17 protein-coding genes are annotated in these 16,876 nt (G+C 60.9%); 7 read left to right on the top strand and 10 right to left on the bottom strand.

What is annotated here, in order from left to right; translation table 11 throughout:
• Nucleotides 1-6: 6 nt before the first annotated feature.
• From ACMXYJ_RS03895 to ACMXYJ_RS03885, 3 genes are all read left to right on the top strand, one after another.
• Nucleotides 7-1,137, top strand: a complete 1,131-nt coding sequence (locus ACMXYJ_RS03895; RefSeq protein WP_415758846.1) for a PepSY-associated TM helix domain-containing protein — start codon at nt 7-9, stop codon at nt 1,135-1,137.
• Complete coding sequence (locus tag ACMXYJ_RS03890; RefSeq protein ID WP_415758845.1) at nt 1,134-1,313, top strand: hypothetical protein; 180 nt, start codon at nt 1,134-1,136, stop codon at nt 1,311-1,313. Before ACMXYJ_RS03895 ends, ACMXYJ_RS03890 begins: the two co-directional genes overlap by 4 nt.
• Nucleotides 1,314-1,415: 102 nt before the next feature.
• Nucleotides 1,416-2,045: a glutathione S-transferase gene (locus ACMXYJ_RS03885; RefSeq protein WP_415758844.1), complete on the top strand. Its 630-nt coding sequence runs from the start codon at nt 1,416-1,418 to the stop codon at nt 2,043-2,045.
• A 210-nt stretch (nt 2,046-2,255) separates the two neighbouring features.
• Here ACMXYJ_RS03885 and creD read toward each other — a convergent pair whose 3' ends face one another.
• The 4 genes from creD to ACMXYJ_RS03865 form a co-directional block, all read right to left on the bottom strand.
• The gene (gene creD / locus ACMXYJ_RS03880) at nt 2,256-3,626 is read right to left on the bottom strand and encodes a cell envelope integrity protein CreD (RefSeq protein ID WP_415758843.1); all 1,371 of its coding nucleotides are present in this window, start codon (nt 3,624-3,626) and stop codon (nt 2,256-2,258) included.
• Between the two features lie 88 nt (nt 3,627-3,714).
• Nucleotides 3,715-5,133 carry a two-component system sensor histidine kinase CreC gene (gene creC / locus ACMXYJ_RS03875; RefSeq protein WP_415758842.1) on the bottom strand — a complete coding sequence of 473 codons (1,419 nt, stop codon included), beginning with the start codon at nt 5,131-5,133 and terminating at the stop codon, nt 3,715-3,717.
• Entirely contained in the window at nt 5,133-5,813 is a 681-nt protein-coding gene (gene creB / locus ACMXYJ_RS03870) for a two-component system response regulator CreB (protein ID WP_008147111.1), read from the bottom strand. Before creB ends, creC begins: the two co-directional genes overlap by 1 nt.
• Nucleotides 5,814-5,887: 74 nt before the next feature.
• On the bottom strand, nt 5,888-6,394 hold the full coding sequence (locus ACMXYJ_RS03865; protein WP_095127169.1) for an ATP-dependent zinc protease family protein: 507 nt from the start codon (nt 6,392-6,394) through the stop codon (nt 5,888-5,890).
• Between the two features lie 314 nt (nt 6,395-6,708).
• On the opposite strand from ACMXYJ_RS03865, the gene ACMXYJ_RS03860 reads away from it, so the two are divergent.
• Nucleotides 6,709-7,596 (top strand): acyltransferase, encoded by an 888-nt coding sequence (locus ACMXYJ_RS03860; protein ID WP_415758841.1) that lies wholly within the window; start codon nt 6,709-6,711, stop codon nt 7,594-7,596.
• A gap of 1 nt (nt 7,597) precedes the next feature.
• Here ACMXYJ_RS03860 and ACMXYJ_RS03855 read toward each other — a convergent pair whose 3' ends face one another.
• Nucleotides 7,598-8,158 carry a DUF2780 domain-containing protein gene (locus ACMXYJ_RS03855; RefSeq protein WP_415758840.1) on the bottom strand — a complete coding sequence of 187 codons (561 nt, stop codon included), beginning with the start codon at nt 8,156-8,158 and terminating at the stop codon, nt 7,598-7,600.
• A gap of 215 nt (nt 8,159-8,373) precedes the next feature.
• On the opposite strand from ACMXYJ_RS03855, the gene ACMXYJ_RS03850 reads away from it, so the two are divergent.
• The 3 genes from ACMXYJ_RS03850 to ACMXYJ_RS03840 are packed head-to-tail and all read left to right on the top strand — an operon-like array spanning nt 8,374 to nt 10,323.
• The gene (locus ACMXYJ_RS03850) at nt 8,374-8,964 is read left to right on the top strand and encodes a fasciclin domain-containing protein (RefSeq protein ID WP_415758839.1); all 591 of its coding nucleotides are present in this window, start codon (nt 8,374-8,376) and stop codon (nt 8,962-8,964) included.
• A gap of 52 nt (nt 8,965-9,016) precedes the next feature.
• Nucleotides 9,017-9,652 (top strand): sigma-70 family RNA polymerase sigma factor, encoded by a 636-nt coding sequence (locus ACMXYJ_RS03845; protein ID WP_415758838.1) that lies wholly within the window; start codon nt 9,017-9,019, stop codon nt 9,650-9,652.
• The gene (locus tag ACMXYJ_RS03840) at nt 9,649-10,323 is read left to right on the top strand and encodes an anti-sigma factor (RefSeq protein WP_415758837.1); all 675 of its coding nucleotides are present in this window, start codon (nt 9,649-9,651) and stop codon (nt 10,321-10,323) included. The genes ACMXYJ_RS03845 and ACMXYJ_RS03840 overlap by 4 nt, the downstream gene beginning before the upstream one ends.
• A gap of 51 nt (nt 10,324-10,374) precedes the next feature.
• Here the strand turns inward: ACMXYJ_RS03840 and fdhA are convergent, their stop codons facing one another.
• The 5 genes from fdhA to ACMXYJ_RS03815 all read right to left on the bottom strand — a co-directional run bounded on the left by fdhA (nt 10,375) and on the right by ACMXYJ_RS03815 (nt 16,872).
• Nucleotides 10,375-11,574, bottom strand: a complete 1,200-nt coding sequence (gene fdhA, locus ACMXYJ_RS03835; RefSeq protein WP_007947729.1) for a formaldehyde dehydrogenase, glutathione-independent — start codon at nt 11,572-11,574, stop codon at nt 10,375-10,377.
• Between the two features lie 208 nt (nt 11,575-11,782).
• Complete coding sequence (gene purU, locus ACMXYJ_RS03830; RefSeq protein ID WP_008147101.1) at nt 11,783-12,640, bottom strand: formyltetrahydrofolate deformylase; 858 nt, start codon at nt 12,638-12,640, stop codon at nt 11,783-11,785.
• Between the two features lie 126 nt (nt 12,641-12,766).
• The gene (locus ACMXYJ_RS03825; protein ID WP_415758836.1) at nt 12,767-13,399 is read right to left on the bottom strand and encodes a sarcosine oxidase subunit gamma; all 633 of its coding nucleotides are present in this window, start codon (nt 13,397-13,399) and stop codon (nt 12,767-12,769) included.
• A gap of 129 nt (nt 13,400-13,528) precedes the next feature.
• Nucleotides 13,529-16,546, bottom strand: a complete 3,018-nt coding sequence (locus ACMXYJ_RS03820) for a sarcosine oxidase subunit alpha (RefSeq protein WP_415758835.1) — start codon at nt 16,544-16,546, stop codon at nt 13,529-13,531.
• Nucleotides 16,543-16,872: a sarcosine oxidase subunit delta gene (locus ACMXYJ_RS03815; protein ID WP_123368610.1), complete on the bottom strand. Its 330-nt coding sequence runs from the start codon at nt 16,870-16,872 to the stop codon at nt 16,543-16,545. Before ACMXYJ_RS03815 ends, ACMXYJ_RS03820 begins: the two co-directional genes overlap by 4 nt.
• Between the last annotated feature and the right edge of the window lie 4 nt (nt 16,873-16,876).

Here is a 16,876-nt window from a genome sequence, read left to right as displayed (position 1 = left end):
TATGAAATGAAAAGCAAAACAATTCGCCGCTGGTCCTTCGTCCACACCTGGACCAGCCTGATCTGCACCGTGTTCCTGCTGATACTCGCGCTGACCGGCCTGCCATTGATCTTCCATCACGAGATCGACCACTTGCTGGGCGATGCCGCTGAATTGAAGACGATGCCGGCGGACACCCCACAGCTGAATTTGCAGCAGTTGGTGCAAGCGGCTGAAAAGCATCGGCCCGGCGAGGTCATGCAGTATTTCGGCTTCGATGAAGACGAGCCCAACGCCGCGATTACGATCATGGCGGCCACCGCCGGCACTGAACCGAATTCGTCTCACACCTTCATGCTCGACGCCCGTACCGGCGAAGCGCTGGAGATGCCGTCGGCCAATGGCGGCTTCATGATGATCATGTTGCGCCTGCACGTGGACATGTTCGCCGGTCTGCCGGGCAAGTTGCTGCTGGCGTTCATGGGCATTCTGTTCGTGGCGGCGCTTGTCTCCGGGACGGTGCTGTACCTGCCGTTCATGCGCCGTTTGAAATTCGCCACCGTGCGCCAGGACAAATCCACCCGCCTGCGTTGGCTCGATCTGCATAACCTGATCGGTGTAGTGACGCTGACCTGGGCCTTGGTGGTCGGTGTCACCGGCGTCATCAGCGCCTGCGCCGACCTGTTGATCGCCGCGTGGCGCAACGACAGTCTGAGCGCGATGGTCGCGCCGTATCGCGACGCACCGCCGCTGACACATCTGGCGCCCGCGACCCGTTTGCTCGACATCGCCAAGGAGGTCGCACCGGGCATGCAGCCGGACTTCATCGCCTTCCCCGGCACACGCTTCTCCAGCGAACACCATTACGCGGTGTTCATGAAAGGCAGCACCCAACTGACCTCGCACCTGCTGACACCGGTGCTGATCGACGCCAGTACCCTGCAAGTCACCGCCGTGGCCGAGCGCCCTTGGTACATGGACGCCATGGGCATGTCTCAACCGTTGCACTTCGGTGATTACGGCGGCATGCCGATGAAGATCCTCTGGGCGACGCTGGATGGACTGACCATCATCGTCCTCGGTAGCGGGGTTTACCTGTGGGTGGTGCGGCGCAAAGCTGCGAAACCGGTGCTCAAGAGCGTGGAGAGTCCAGCATGAGGCCGAGGCAGTCGAATTTCTGGAAGGTGTTCTCCACCCCCACGGTAATCGCCCTGCTCAGCGCCGCGGGGTTGTTTGCCGCGTTGCTGGGGGATGGCGTGTGGGACGCCCTGAGCTGGCTTGGCCTGGGCATTCCCGCAATCCTCGCCCTGCGCGGCCTGCTGCAACGCCACTAAAACCCTGTGGGAGCGGGCTTGCTCGCTCCCACATGGGTTAATCTTGAGCTCTCGGACCAACGCGCTATGCTGCCCAGCACTGTCCCACACCGAGACGCTGCCATGTCCGCCCCCAGCATGACCCTGTTCCACAACCCGTTGTCGCCCTTCGTTCGCAAAGTCATGGTGCTGCTGCACGAAACCGGTCAACAAGACCGCGTGGCGCTGCAAGACTGCGTGCTCACGCCGGTCAGCCCGGACCTGATACTCAACGAAGACAATCCGCTGGGTAAAATCCCGGCCTTGCGCCTGGCCGATGGCAACGTCATCCATGACAGCCGGGTGATCCTCGATTACCTCGACCACCAGCACGTCGGCAACCCGCTGATCCCGCGTAACGGCTCGGCCCGTTGGCGGCGCCTGACCCTGGCCTCCCTCGCCGACGGGATCATGGACGCTGCGGTGCTGATTCGTTATGAAGTCGCCCTGCGTGCCCCGGAAAAACACTGGGACGAGTGGCTCGATGGCCAGCGCGAGAAGATTCGTCGCGGCCTGGCATTGCTGGAAGTGGACGCGATTGCCGAGCTGACCAGCCATTTCGATGTCGCGGCGATCAGTGTTGCCTGTGCGTTGGGTTACCTGGATTTGCGCCATCCGGATCTGGAATGGCGCACGACGAATCCGAAGCTGGCGAACTGGTACTTTGAGGTGAGTCAGCGGGCTTCGATGCTGGCGACGATGCCCAAGGTTTAGATTTTCACTGGTTGCCCGGGCCTCTTCGCGAGCAGGCTCGCTCCCACATTTGATCGGTTGTGTGCACGAATTTTGTGTTCACTGGAGATCCCTTGTGGGAGCGAGCCTGCTCGCGATGGCACCACACCGGATCTAACGGAAACAACCCGAATATCAGCGTCGCCAACACCTCGCCCTCCCGCTGATCCTCGCGCAACCCCAACGACCGGCTCATTCCACCGCTCCCATATCAAACACCAACGGCTTGGCCGACTTCTGCCCAATCCCATACCAGTCCAGCTTGCGGGTCAGCACCATAAACACGCCCAACAACCCGAACAACAGCAGCGAACCCATCAACAACGCGTAATCCTCGGCACTCAGCAAGCCATAGAGCAAGCCATACAACGCCGCCAATCCCGCCGAAAAACTCAAGCCGTGACGCACGCTGCGCAGCACATGGCAGACATAAAAACCGATCAACAACACACAGCTGCCCGCCGACAACAGGTACGCCAGGGCAAAGCCGATGTGCTCGGACAGCGACAGCAACAGCAGGTAGAAAAACGCCAGGGCCACGCCCACCAGCGCGTATTGCACCGGGTGTACCGCCAGGCTTTTCAGCACTTCGAAGAGGAAGAAACCGGCGAAGGTCAGGACGATAAACAGCAACGCATATTTGATGGCCCGATCGCTCTTCAGGTACTGATCCACCGGGTCGATGAAGCTCACGCCGAAACTGCGGCCGGTATAGGCTTCGCAACCGCCGCCGGACACACAGCTGCTCAAGGCTTCTTGCAGGTTGGTGGAGAAAAACGAGGTCTGCCAATTGGCGGTGAAACCCTGATCGCTGATTTCACGCTGGGCCGGCAGGTAGTTGCCGATGAAACTCGGATGCGGCCAATTGGCGGCCAGCGATACTTTGCTGGTCTTGCCCACCGGAAGAATCTGCAACTGGCCAGTGCCTTGCAGACGCAGGTCGAAACCAAAGGCCAGTTCCGTGGCTTGCTTCACATCGAGCGCCGGCAGGGTTACATGCACACCCTCCCCCAACCAGCCCACTTGGCTACCGGGAACAAAGTCGAGTTTCTGGCCATTGAGTTCGAGTTTCAGGGCATTTTCGATGCCGCGAATGTCGCTGATCCCGACCGCCAAAAACGGCTGGTCGAACTGGTAATCGGCGAAATCCTCCTTGATACCCAATTGAGCCGGGACCGAAAAGTGCCCGCTGATGCGGTTGTCCGCATGAAACAGACGCGCCTCATAAATGCCCCGGGAACGCAGTTCGGTCTGGACCTGGCCGTCGAGTTCGAAGCGTTCCGGGAGGAAATACAAACGGCCGCGCTCTTCACCCACTTCCTGGTAACGCTCGTTGGTTTTCTCGTTGAGTTTCCAGGTGCGCACCACTTTGCGATACGGCACCACCATCAGCGGCCCGCTCAGTTGCTGGCTGTAGCTGGAACTGCGGGCGATGTCTTCGAGGACACCGTCGCGCAGCTGCTGACGGTCCTGGATCACGCCGTTGATCATCAGGAGCGGGATCAGCAACAACAGAATCAGAAGGGCAATTGCCCCGAGTTTTATGGTCAGGCTGCGGTTCATGGGACTCTCCCTGTTTGGATGGGGCGAGTCTGGGATGGGTGTGTGGGTAATTTATGGGAGAAATGTGGAGAGTGTGTGGAGACTGATGCTAAGGCAGATGCAACATGACCTCTACGCCGTCGTCGACATTACCGATGCTCACCGCTCCACCATGCAACTTGACCACTTCTTCAACGAAGTTGAGCCCCAACCCCGTGCTCTTGCGCCCGCTGTCCGGCCGCGGCAATGAATAGAAGCGTTCGCTCAACCGCGGTAACGCATAGTCGGGAATCGCCTCAGCCTGATTGAACAACCTGAACTCAATTTGCTCCCCAATGCGTTCGGCACTGAATCGCAGCAAGCCCTGAGCCGGGGTGAAATCCAACGCATTCTCCAGCAGATTGCCCAGCGCCTGACGCAACAGGAACGGTTCACCGGTCAGCACCAGATCCGCTGCAATAGTTTGTTCCACGCGCAACTGCTTACCTTCGATGCGCGCTGCCTGGGCGCTCAGTAATTCATCGACCAACTTCGCCAGCGGCACCGCCACCCGCTCTTCCAGCCCTTGGCGTTGCTCGACCAGTGCCAGATTCAACAGGCGCTCGATCAACTGCTGCATCCGCGCGCTTTCGCTGTCGATGTTGCTGACAAAACGCTGTTGCTGAGCCAGCGGCATCTCGCCTTGCAGCAACTCCGCCGCGCCGCGAATGGCCGCCAGCGGGCTTTTCAGTTCGTGGGTCAATGTGTGCACGTAACGCTCGACGTAGGCTTTGCCTTCTAGCTGCGTGCGCATCTGCTCCACCGCTGTCGCCAGTTGTTCCAGTTCGCCGCCACGGTAGTGCGGAACCTCGACCCGCCGGCCTTCGCTGACTGCCTGAGCGTAAGCCGTCAGCCGTCGCAGCGCCGCGCTCAACCACCACGACAACAACGCGCCGAACAGCAGACCGAGGCCGATCAGCCCGGCACCCCAGGCAAGCAATCGCCGTTCGGTGCGATCAACGTATGGCTGCAACGAACTGTTGGGTTTGGCCACGGTGACCACGCCGATGATCTGGCCGTTGTCGCGAATCGGGGCGCCGACGTGCATCACTGAGGAGTTCGGATCGGCCGGATCGCTGCGGCTGGAACGAGCGCCATATTCACCCCGCAGGGTCAGTAAAACGTCGTTCCAGCGCGAGTAATCCTGCCCCACTGCCACACCGCTGGAGTCCAGCACCACAACGCCCTTGGCATCGGTGACGTAGATGCGGTGGTTGACCTGATTCTTCGGCAAGCCCCAGATGCTCGCCTTCGGTTGCCGTTCGCCATAAGCCTTGAGCAGCTCGGGCCAGCGGTTCTGATTCAGGGTGCCGGCCTTGAAGTCGTCGCGCAGGATTTCGGCCATGAGGTTTGCGGTGTCGACCAGCGTTTCTTCGGTGGACTGGCGCACGCCGGGACGGATTTCTTCCATCACGGTGTTCAGCACGAAGTAACCGGTCAGTCCGATAAACAGCACATAGACGAGAAAAATCCGGATCCCCAGAGGCATCAGCTACGCCCCGGGCTGTAGCTGTAGCCGAGGCCGCGATGGGTCTGGATCGGTTCCGCGTCGGCTTTCACCTGGCGCAGTTTGGCGCGCACGCTCTTGATGTGGCTGTCGATGCTGCGCTCGTACCCGGCATCAGCGGCGACGCCCAGCGCATCGAGCAATTGCTCGCGACTGAAGACGCGTTCGGGTTGGTCCAGCAGGCATTGCAGCAGACGAAACTCATGGCGGGTCAGGGTTAAAAGCTGACCGCGGTAGCTGATCTGCACCCGTTCGCTGTCGATTCGAAACAGCGCCGATGCAACCTCGGCGGTCGCGCGCGGCGCCATGCGTTTGAGGATCGCCCGGACCCGCGCCGCCACTTCGCGTGGGCTGAACGGCTTGACCACGTAATCGTCGGCACCGATTTCCAGGCCCACGACGCGATCGATTTCGGCATCACGGGCGCTGAGGAAAATCACCGGCACTTCGCTGAAACGCCGCAATTGCTTGCAGGTCTCGAAGCCGCTGATGTCCGGCAGACCAATGTCGAGAATGATCAGGTCGGCCGGAGTCTGGCGCTGATGCTCAAGCGCAGCGGCGCCAAGGCTCAGCCAGGTGGTGGTGAAGCCCTCGCCCTGCAAGGCGAAAATCAGGGTGTCGGCAATCGCCGCTTCGTCTTCGACTATCAGGATATGAGGCATGGCGTCCGAGCCCGGGAGTTAAGTGGGCGAACGGTGCCCCAAGGCTCACGTCACGTCAATGAGACCACTGGAAATCAGCAGTCGGGTTTGTCCGCGGTAAAGCGCCGTGCCGGGTTCACCGCCGCGCCGAACTCACGCAAGGCTTTGGCACCGATCAACAATGGGTAGTTGAAGCTGCTGCGGTCGGTGAGGTTGACCTCAACGGTGCGCTTGACGTTGCCCAGGCACAGTTCCAGATCGACCACCGGACGCTTGGTGGGTTCGACCGCTTCGTTGTCGTCCTCGTCTTCTTCGGAGCGGGTCTTGATCTTGCTGATCCGCGCGACCTTATGTTCGTAGACCTTGTTGCTCGCGCCTTTGGTGGCGAGGCGGAAGCGTACCCACTCGTCACCATCGCGGGTGAAGGTTTCGATGTCTTTGGCCGACAGCGACGCGGTCAGGGCGCCGGTGTCCATCTTGGCCTTGAGGACTTCGCCACCGATTTCCGGCAGCGCGATGTATTCGTAGCGCCCGTACAGGGTCGGCTCAGCGGCCAGGACCGGCAGGGCCACGAGGGAAAGCAGTGCAAGGAGGGATTTCACGTAATGGGCTTCCTTGAGGAGTGGGCAGCGGAATTTTAGACCGTGGGTGAGCAATTCGTTCGTTCTTGAAATCGCTTCGCGGGCAAGCCACGCTCCCACAGGGTTTCGTGTCGTTCACAAACCTTGGGTACACCCCAATCTACTGTGGGAGCGGGCTTGCCCGCGAAGAGGCCGGAACAGTCCCCACAAATGCCTGACAGGTTCAAATCTGCTCAAGCATACCGCCGAAAAGGTGAAACATTCGTCGTCACCGATTTGGCCTGCCGTCCGAAGCTGCTTATCATTGCGCGCCCAAAGGCTTTCAAGAGTTATTTATGCGCCGCCTGCTCACCGGCTGTTTCGTTACCCTGCTGCTGTTGCTCAACACCCTGGTCCTGTTCGGGCCGCTGATGGTGTTCGCCTTGCTCAAACTGGTCCTGCCCGGGCGCTTGCGTGATTACGCCTCATGGACGGTGATGGGGATCGCCGAGACCTGGGCCGAAATCGACAAGCTGATTTTCCGCCTGTGCATCCCCACGCAATGGGACATCCGTGGCGGCGATGACCTGCGGGTCGACACGTCGTATCTGGTAATCAGCAACCATCAATCCTGGGTCGATATCCCGGCGCTGATCCAGACACTGAATCGCCGCACGCCGTTCTTCAAGTTCTTCCTCAAGAAAGAGCTGATCTGGGTGCCGTTCCTGGGGTTGGCGTGGTGGGCGCTGGATTATCCGTTCATGAAACGCTACACCAAGGCATTCCTGGCGAAGCACCCTGAGCTGGCCGGCAAGGATCTGGAGATCACCCAAGCGGCGTGCGAGTTGTACAAGCGTCAGCCGGTGACGGTGGTCAATTACCTGGAAGGCACACGCTTTACCGCCGCGAAACGTGCCCAGCAGCAATCACCCTTCACCCACCTGCTCCGGCCCAAGGCCGGCGGCGTGGCGTTTGTTCTGGCGGCAATGGGCGAACAGCTGGACGCCGTCCTTGATGTGACGGTGGTGTATCCGCAGCAGACGATTCCGGGGTTCTGGGATTTGCTCAGTGGCAACGTGCCGAGGGTCATCATCGACATCAAGACCCGCGAACTCGACCCGGCGCTGTGGCAGGGCGATTACGAAAATGACCCGCAGTTTCGCGAAACCATCCAGAACTGGGTCAACCAGCTCTGGATCGAGAAGGACCAGCGCATCGACGCGTTGCGCGCCGAGCGCCGCTGAATCAGGTACCGGTGCCTGCGCCCCAGATCCCGCCCAGATTTGTCAGCAGCGACCCGCCGACGCCCTGCTGACCGAAAAATTGCAGAAGCACGGGGGCAAACAGGCCGATCATGCCAGTGTCCATGCCCAGTGCGTTGAAGGCACTGTTCAGGTCGTTGGTGTTATTCAGGTTGCCCAAGACGTTGCCCAGACCTGCCGCTTGACCGGACGAGCCAAGCAAGCCGCTGAGGACACCCAGTCCACCGCCACCGGACAGTAAGTCGATTCCGGGCACGCTTTTGGACAACTCCGAGTAGTCGGTCGAACTCAATTGATTCTTCGCCAGACCGAGCATCGCCCCGGCACCGCCAATGGCTTGTTCTGGCGTCACGTTCAATTGGCTGAGCGCACTCAGCAGACCGGCGGTCTGCGCGGTCGTAGCGGTCGGCGCGGACACGGCGGCGTCATCGTCCTCCGCGCCGGAGAGAGCATTGGCCGCATCGAACAGGCTGAACTGAGCAAAGACCGGACTGGCCGCCAGGCACATCAGCGAAGCCAGTGCAAAACCGCGTGAAATCTTCATCCAGACATCCTCATGGGCCATGAAAACCGCCCGGCAATGGGCGGCGAAAAACCGTGTGTTGGACTGGCATCCCAGGGGATTGTTCCGAGTCTTGGCGAGCCCCCGACGAACAGTCGAAAAAGAATTGACCGGCGCTGCATCCAGTCTGGCCCCGCCCGCGTATATCAAGCACGGACAGACATTCCTGGCCGATTCCCTGCACGAGGATCATCACCATGAAACGCACTTCGATCAAAACGCCGTTGATTGCCAGCCTGCTGACCCTGGCCCTTGGCGGCGGATTCGTCCTGAACACTGTGCAAGCGGCAGACACGGGCCACGCGGTCATTGTCGGCGGCCAGAGCATGATGCCGAGCAAGGACATCATCGATAACGCGGTGAACTCCGCCGACCACACCACCCTGGTCGCCGCCGTGAAAGCCGCAGGCCTGGTGGACACCCTCAAGGGCAAAGGTCCGTTCACCGTGTTCGCCCCGGTCAACTCGGCCTTCGCCGCCCTGCCGGCCGGGACTGTCGATACCCTGCTCAAACCCGCCAACAAGGCGACCCTGACTCACGTCCTCACCTACCACGTGGTCGCCGGGAAACTCGACATGATGACCCTGACCGAGAAGATCAAGGCTGGTGGCGGCAAAGCCGAACTGACCACCGTCGCAGGCGGCAAGCTGTGGGCGATGATGAACGGCCCGCACAACATCACCATCAAGGATGAAAAAGGTGACGTCGCCGACATCACCACCTATGACGTGTATCAGTCCAACGGCGTGATTCAGGTCATCGACAAAGTACTGATGCCGAAAAGCTGAAGCGTGCCGCCGACCCTGCGCATCAGGGTCGGCGGTTTCCGAGGTGGCACCCGTGAATGGAACAACCGCGCACCGTGAACTAACCTCTGCCTGCAACCGGCACCTCACCCAGCTCACTTCGATTGCCCGGAGAACTGCCATTCCCATCGCCGACGCCGATCAGCTCAGGCAGCTTCTGGCCCAGTGTTCACTGGGCGACCGCCGCGCTTTCGAGACGCTTTACCGCAGCGTCGGCCCACGGCTGCATGGCGTAGCGCTGCGTTTCATGGGGCGGCCGGATCTGGCTGAAGAAGTGTTGCAGGAAAGCTTCGTGCGCATCTGGAACAACGCCTCGCGTTATGAAGCGCATCTGTCGGCGCCGCTGACCTGGATGATCAACATCACCCGTCATCAGGCCATCGATCAGTTGCGCAAACACCGCGACCGGCCGTTGAGCGACCTTGAAGAACAGGCGCTGGTGGACGAAAGCCCATCGGCCCACGAACAGCTAAGCAGTGCCCGTGAGGCCAACGCCTTGAACCGCTGCCTGGAAAGCCTCGACGGCATGCAGCGCCAATCGATCACCGTGGCTTACTTTCAGGGGCTGTCCTGCTCTGAGCTCGCCGAACACCTGGCCGCGCCGCTGGGCTCGGTGAAATCCTGGATCCGCCGCGGTATGGAGCGACTGCGCAGGTGCCTTGAATCATGAACTATCAAACCCCGCCCCTGCGCCGCGCCCTCGCCGCCGATTACGCCATTGGCTTGATGCCCTCTGCCGCTCGTCGGCGTTTCGAACAGCTGTTGCTGGAAGACGCGGCGCTTCGTGCGGAATTGGCGCAGTGGCAGGAAAGCCTGGCCAGTTTGACCGAAGCACTGCCCGAGCAGCCGGTGCCGGAGCGGGTGTGGCAGGGAATTACGGCACGGATTGAGCCGCAAGTGCTGCACATGCCGGAAAAACGTCGGTTCTGGAACTGGTTGCGAGTATCGGCTGCGGTTTGCTCGCTAGTGATCGCCGTGACGTTGGGTGTGATCTATAACCGCGACAGCGCGCGTTACAGCGCCACGTTGCTGACCGCCGACGCGCAGCCTGCGCTGAAGGTTGAAGCGCATGAGGATTATTTGAACGTTGAGCCGCTGACACTGGCGGCGGTTGATCCGGGGCAAAGTCTGGAGCTGTGGGCGATTCCGGCGGATGGCAAACCGATTTCCCTTGGTGTGATCCCGGCGGGCGGTAAAGGCAAGGTTCAACTGAGCGACGTGCAGAAGGCGCTGATTGGCAAACCGATTGCGTTGGCGGTCAGTCTTGAACCGAAGGGTGGGTCGCCGACGGGGCAACCGACGGGTCCCGTTCTATATCAAGGAGCGTTGGCGGCCCTTTAATCGAACAAAAAACGGCGACCCTCGGGTCGCCGTTTTGTTTTGCGTGAAGCCTTACGCCGCACTAAACAACTTGTGCGGATCGATCACAAACTTCTTCGGCACGCCCGCGTCGAACTCGCCGTAACCGCGTGGCGCGTCATCCAGGCTGATGACTTCCACGCCCACGATGTCGGCAATGTGGATACGGTCCCACATGATCGCCTGCATCAGCTGGCGGTTGTACTTCATCACTGGCGTCTGACCGGTGTGGAAGCTGTGGGATTTGGCCCAGCCCAGACCGAAGCGGATGCTCAGGCTGCCCATTTTCGCGGCTGCATCGACTGCACCCGGATCTTCCGTCACGTACAGGCCTGGGATACCGATTTTGCCGGCAACCCGAACCACGCCCATCAGCGAGTTGAGCACGGTGGCCGGAGCCTCGTGTTTCACGCCGTCATGGCCGTGACCACGCGCTTCGAAGCCCACGGCGTCGACGGCGCAATCCACTTCTGGTTCGCCCAGCAGTGCAGCGATCTGTTCGTGCAGCGGGGTGTCCAGGGACAGGTCGGCGATTTCGAAACCCTGAGCCTTGGCGTGCGCCAGGCGCACGGTGTTGACGTCACCGATGATCACCACCGCTGCGCCCAACAGGCGAGCGGAAGCGGCGGCGGCCAGACCGACCGGGCCAGCGCCCGCGATGTACACGGTGCTGCCTGGGCCAACGCCGGCCGTCACTGCACCGTGGTAACCGGTCGGCAGGATGTCGGAGAGGCAGGTCAGGTCGCGGATTTTTTCCATCGCGCGATCGCGATCCGGAAGTTTCAGCAGGTTGAAGTCGGCATACGGCACCATCGCGTATTCAGCCTGGCCGCCGGTCCAGTCGCCCATGTCGACATAACCGTAAGCACCGCCCGGACGCGCCGGGTTAACGCTCAGGCAAACACCCGTGTGCATTTCCTTGCAGGAACGGCAGCGCCCGCAAGCCACGTTGAACGGTACGGACACCAGGTCGCCGATTTGCAGGTTTTCGACGTCGCTGCCCTTCTCGATCACTTCACCGGTGATCTCATGGCCCAGCACCAGGCCGGTTTGAGCGGTAGTACGGCCGCGCACCATGTGCTGGTCGGAACCACAGATGTTGGTGGAAACCACACGCAGGATGACAGCGTGGTTAATCTTCCTGCCGCGCGGGTCCTGCATTTTCGGATAGTCGATTTTCTGTATTTCGACTTTGCCATTGCCGAGATACACCACACCACGATTGCCAGACATGCTTTCACCTCGCTGTTGTTTTTATGTAGCGGTCGCGTCGCCATGGAACGGCGGCGCGTTGATTGCTCGGGTTATTGCTTGTGTGTCTTGTGTTGTTTGTAAGGGCCTCATCGCGAGCAGGCTCGCTCCCACAATGGATCTTTGGTGTGTCCGGGATTTGTGCACTGACACAAATCCCTGTGGGAGCGAGCCTGCTCGCGATGGCGATCTAAAGAACGACAGTGCGATTAGCGTTCAGGAAAACCCTTCGTTCAATGTGATAACCAACGGCCCGGGCCAGGGTCAGCCCTTCGATATCCCGCCCCTTGGCGATCAAATCTTCCGGGTAATGACTGTGGTCCACCGCCTCAACGCCCTGGGCAATGATCGGCCCCTCGTCCAGGTCGTTGTTGATGTAATGCGCCGTGGCGCCGACCAGCTTCACGCCCTTGTTGTAGGCCTGGTGATAGGGCTTGGCGCCCTTGAAACCGGGCAGCAGGGAGTGATGGATGTTGATCGCCTTGCCGTCGAGTTTGCGGCACAGCTCTGGCGACAGGACTTGCATGTAGCGGGCAAGGATCACCAGTTCGGCGCCGGACTCTTCGATCACCTGCCAGACCTGACGCTCCTGCGACGGTTTGTCGTTCGGGTCCAGCGGGAAGTGGTAATACGGAATCTGGTGCCAGTCCGCCAACGGCTTGAGGTCCGGGTGGTTGGAGACCACGGCGGCCACGTCCATGGACAATTGGCCGATGCGCTGGCGGTAGAGCAAATCGTTGAGGCAGTGATCGGCCTTGGAAACCATGATCACCACTTTCGGGCGGTAGTTCGGCGCCGTGAGTTCGAAGATCATGCCGAAGGCTTGGCCGCGTTCTTCGAGGCCGGCGCGGAAGGCTTGTTCGTCGAAGCCGTCGGGCTGACGGAATTCCACACGAATGAAGAAACGGCCCGAAAGCCGATCATCAAAGGAATGGTGTTCGGTGACGTAGCAGCCCTGCTCGAACAGAAAGCGGGTCACCGCGTCCACGGTGCCGAGGACGCTTGGGCAGTCGGCGGTCAGAATCCATGTGTCTGGGGCGCGGCTCATAATGCGGTGACTCCTATCTGATCGTTCCCACGCTCTGCGAGGGAACGCCGCCATGGACGCTCTGCGTCCGCTTTGGGACGCGGAGCGTCCCGGGATGCATTCCCACGCAGAGCGTGGGAACGATCGTTACGCCTGGACGCTGAGGCCGTATTCAGCGGCAGCATCCTGCAACCACAACCACCAGTAATCCGAGAAGCTGCGACGAATCAGCAGTTCCCAAGTGTCTTCGGCAGTATGGCGAATCACCAGTTGCGACTTGGCAAACACGGTGCCCACAGCCTTGCCCACCGGGAAGCTGTTGGGGTGCACGTCGTAGCTGGTGGACTTCATCAGCACCTGGCGCACGTTCGGGCCGCTCAGTTCGAGGAGCTGTTGGCCGCCGCTGACGTTGGTGATCGCAATGTGCAGGTCGCCCAGCGCTTCACGCAGTTTCTGCTCGGCGGCGAATTCTTCACCGGTCGGCACGATCAGCAGCCATTCATCCGGCCCCATCCATTGCAGGCTGGTTTCGCCTTTGACGATGACGGTCAGCGCGCCCGGCAATTCGATACCGAGGGCTTTGTGCACCCCGGCAGCGAACGCCGCATCATGACCATCGCCACGAATGGTCAGGTGGCCGAGGAGTTTTTTCTCACGCACGATCACGCCGGCGCTTTTGCGGCCCTTGCCCACCAGGCTTGGCAGGCCTGCGTGATGCAGCGACGACTCGGCCTTGGCCCCAGTGGTTGGGCGTTGTTGGTAAACATTGGCTGCGGTCATAAAGCACCTTTCTTTTGTTGATCGTTCCCACGCTCTGCGTGGGAATGCCGCCATGGACGCTCTGCGTCCGCTCTTGGGACGCGGAGCGTCCCGGGATGCATTCCCACGCAGAGCGTGGGAACGATCGACTTACACGTTCTGGCGATCACCCTTTGGATCGAAGAACACCGAAGAAACGATTTCCGCCTCGATCACGCTGCCATCGGCCAGCGGTGCGAACACCCGCTCACCCATGCGCTTCAAGCCGCCCTTGACCACGCCCATGGCAAACGAATAGCCCAGGGAGTTGTGCAAGTAGCTGGAGGTGACGTGACCGACCATGGTCATCGGGATCGCTTGCTTGGTGTTGAACACCAGTTGCGCACCTTCCGGCAGCCATTTGGTCGGATCGATCGGCTTCAGACCAACCAGCTGTTTGCGCTGATCACGCACGCAGTCTTCGCGGTTCATGCCACGCTGGCCAATCCACGAGAACGGTTTGGTGCGACCGACACACCAGCCCATGTTCAGGTCGTCCGGGGTCATCGAGCTGTCGGTGTCCTGACCGACGATGATGAAACCCTTCTCGGCCCGCAGCACGTGCATGGTTTCGGTGCCGTACGGGGTCAGGTTGTACTGCTTGCCGGCCTCGACGATTTTCTCGAGCACGCCCATGGCGTAGTCGGCCTGAACGTTGACTTCGTACGACAGTTCACCGGTAAACGAAATCCGGAACACCCGCGCCGGTACACCGCCGACCAGACCTTCTTTCCAGGTCATGAACGGGAAGGCTTCGTTGCTCAGGTCGATGTCGGTGACTTCGCTGAGCAGCTTGCGGCTGTTCGGCCCGGACAGGGTCATGGTTGCCCAGTGATCCGTCACGGACGTGAAGTACACCTTCAGGTCTGGCCATTCGGTCTGGTGGTAGATTTCCAGCCATTGCAGCACGCGTGCAGCGCCGCCGGTGGTGGTGGTCATCACGAAGTGGTTGTCGGCGAGGCAGGCGGTTACGCCGTCGTCGAACACCATGCCGTCTTCTTTGCACATCAGGCCGTAGCGCGCCTTGCCCACGTCGAGCTTGGTCCAGGCGTTGGTGTAGATGCGGTTGAGGAACTCGCGCGAATCCGGGCCCTGGATGTCGATTTTGCCCAGGGTCGAAGCGTCCAGCAGGCCGACGCTGTCGCGCACGGCTTTGCATTCGCGCTTCACGGCGGTGTGCAGGTCTTCACCGTGTTTCGGGAAGTACCACGGACGTTTCCACTGACCGACGTCTTCAAACTCGGCGCCGTTCTTCACGTGCCAGTGATGCAGCGCGGTGAAACGCACAGGCTCGAAGATGTGCCCACAGTGACGGCCGGCCACAGCACCGAAGGTCACCGGCGTGTAGTTCGGACGGAACATGGTGGTGCCCATCTGCGGGATGGTCACGTTCAGCGAACGGGCGGCGATGGCCAGACCGTTGACGTTGCCGAGCTTGCCCTGGTCAGTACCGAAGCCCAGTGCGGTATAGCGTTTGACATGCTCGACCGACTCGAAGCCTTCGCGGGTCGCCAGTTCGATGGCGGCCGCAGTGACGTCGTTTTGCAGGTCGACGAATTGCTTCGGCGCACGTGCGGTGTTCTTTTCGTGCGGCACCTGGAACAGCGCCAGTGTCGGCTCTTCCAGACGGCTCAGGGCTTTCGGCAAGGTGCCTTCGACCACGCTGAAACCGGCTTCGCTGGCTGCGCGAGCGCCGCCTTCAAAACCATCGGCCAGGGAATCGCCGAGGCCATAAACGCCGTTGATGCCACCGACGCACACGCGTTTCTGCGGTGCTTCGCCCGGTACGAAACCGAGGATGTCTTCACGCCAGATCGGCTTGCCACCCAAGTGCGACGCCAGGTGAACCACCGGGCTGTAACCGCCGGAACTGGCAACCAGGTCGCATTCAAGCCATTCACCAGGACTGGTCACGGTGTGCGCTTTGACATCGATCGCGGCAACGCGAGCGGCGGTCACGTGCTTGCTGCCACGGGCCTCGATCACGGCGCTGCCGGTCAGGATGCGGATGCCTTTGGCGCGCGCTTCTTCAACCAGCGCACCGCGCGGATTGCTGCGCGCATCGGCGATGGCGACGACTTGCAGGCTGGCGTCGAGCCAATCCAGAGCCACGCGATAGGCGTGATCGTTGTTGGTCGACAGCACCAGTTTTTTGCCCGGTGCCACGCCGTAACGACGCACATAAGTCGACACAGCGCCGGCGAGCATGTTGCCCGGCACGTCGTTGTTGCCGTAAACCAGCGGACGCTCGTGAGCACCGGTCGCCAGCACTACACGCTTGGCGCGAACGCGGTGGATGCGCTGACGGACCTGGCCAATCGGGGCGCGGTCGCCGAGGTGATCGGTCAGGCGCTCGTGAATGGTCAGGAAGTTATGGTCGTGGTAACCGTTGACCGTGGCGCGCGGCAACAGCAGCACGTCCGGGGTGTCTTTCAGTTCGGCGATGACGCTGGCGATCCATTCGGCAGCAGGCTTGCCGTCGAGGCTTTCGCGGGAATCGAGCAGGCTGCCGCCGAACTCTTCCTGTTCATCAGCGAGGATCACACGGGCACCGCTGCGCGCGGCAGCGAGTGCAGCGGCCAGGCCAGCAGGGCCACCGCCGACGATCAGCACGTCGCAGTGCTGGTTCATGTAGTCGTAGGTGTCCGGATCGTTCTCGGTCGGCGAGCGGCCAAGACCGGCGGCCTTACGAATGTACTTTTCGTACGTCATCCAGAACGATTGCGGGTACATGAAGGTTTTGTAGTAGAAGCCCGGCGGCATTAGCTTGCCGCCGACCTTGCCGAGAATCCCCATCATGTCGTTGTTCACGCTCGGCCAGCCGTTGGTGCTGGTGGCGACCAGACCTTGATACAGCGCTTGTTGCGTGGCGCGTACGTTCGGGATCTGCGTGGCTTCGGTCGCGCCGATTTGCAGCACAGCGTTCGGCTCTTCGGCGCCAGCGGCGAAGATGCCGCGCGGACGGGAATACTTGAAGCTGCGACCGATGATGTCGACACCGTTGGCCAGCAAAGCGGCGGCCAGGGAGTCGCCCTCAAAGCCTTTGTAGGTCTGGCCGTTGAAGGTGAAGCTCAGCACTTTGTTGCGGTCGATCCGTCCGCCGTTGGACAGGCGATTGATCTGGCTCATACCTTCTCTCCCAGAGCCGTGGCGGCCGCTTTCGGGCTATCGGTCTTGTCGGTGAATTGTGGCTTTGCACCGATCTTGTAAGTCTCGAGGATCTCGTAGGTCACGGTGTCACGGGTGGCGTTGAAGTACTGACGGCAACCGGCGACGTGATCCCACAGCTCATGGTGCAGACCGCGAGGGTTATCGCGGAAGAACATGTAGTCGCCCCACTCCTCGTCGGTGCAGTTGGTCGGATCCAGTGGACGCGGAATGTGCGCCTGGCCGGATGCGTGGAATTCCTCTTCGGAGCGCAGTTCGCCGCAGTGAGGACAGAAGATATGCAACATGGGG

Origin of the sequence: Pseudomonas arabinosi (assembly GCF_047758675.1) — a bacterium.
Classification (GTDB): domain Bacteria; phylum Pseudomonadota; class Gammaproteobacteria; order Pseudomonadales; family Pseudomonadaceae; genus Aquipseudomonas; species Aquipseudomonas arabinosi.
This window is presented reverse-complemented; position numbering and strand designations above follow the sequence as displayed.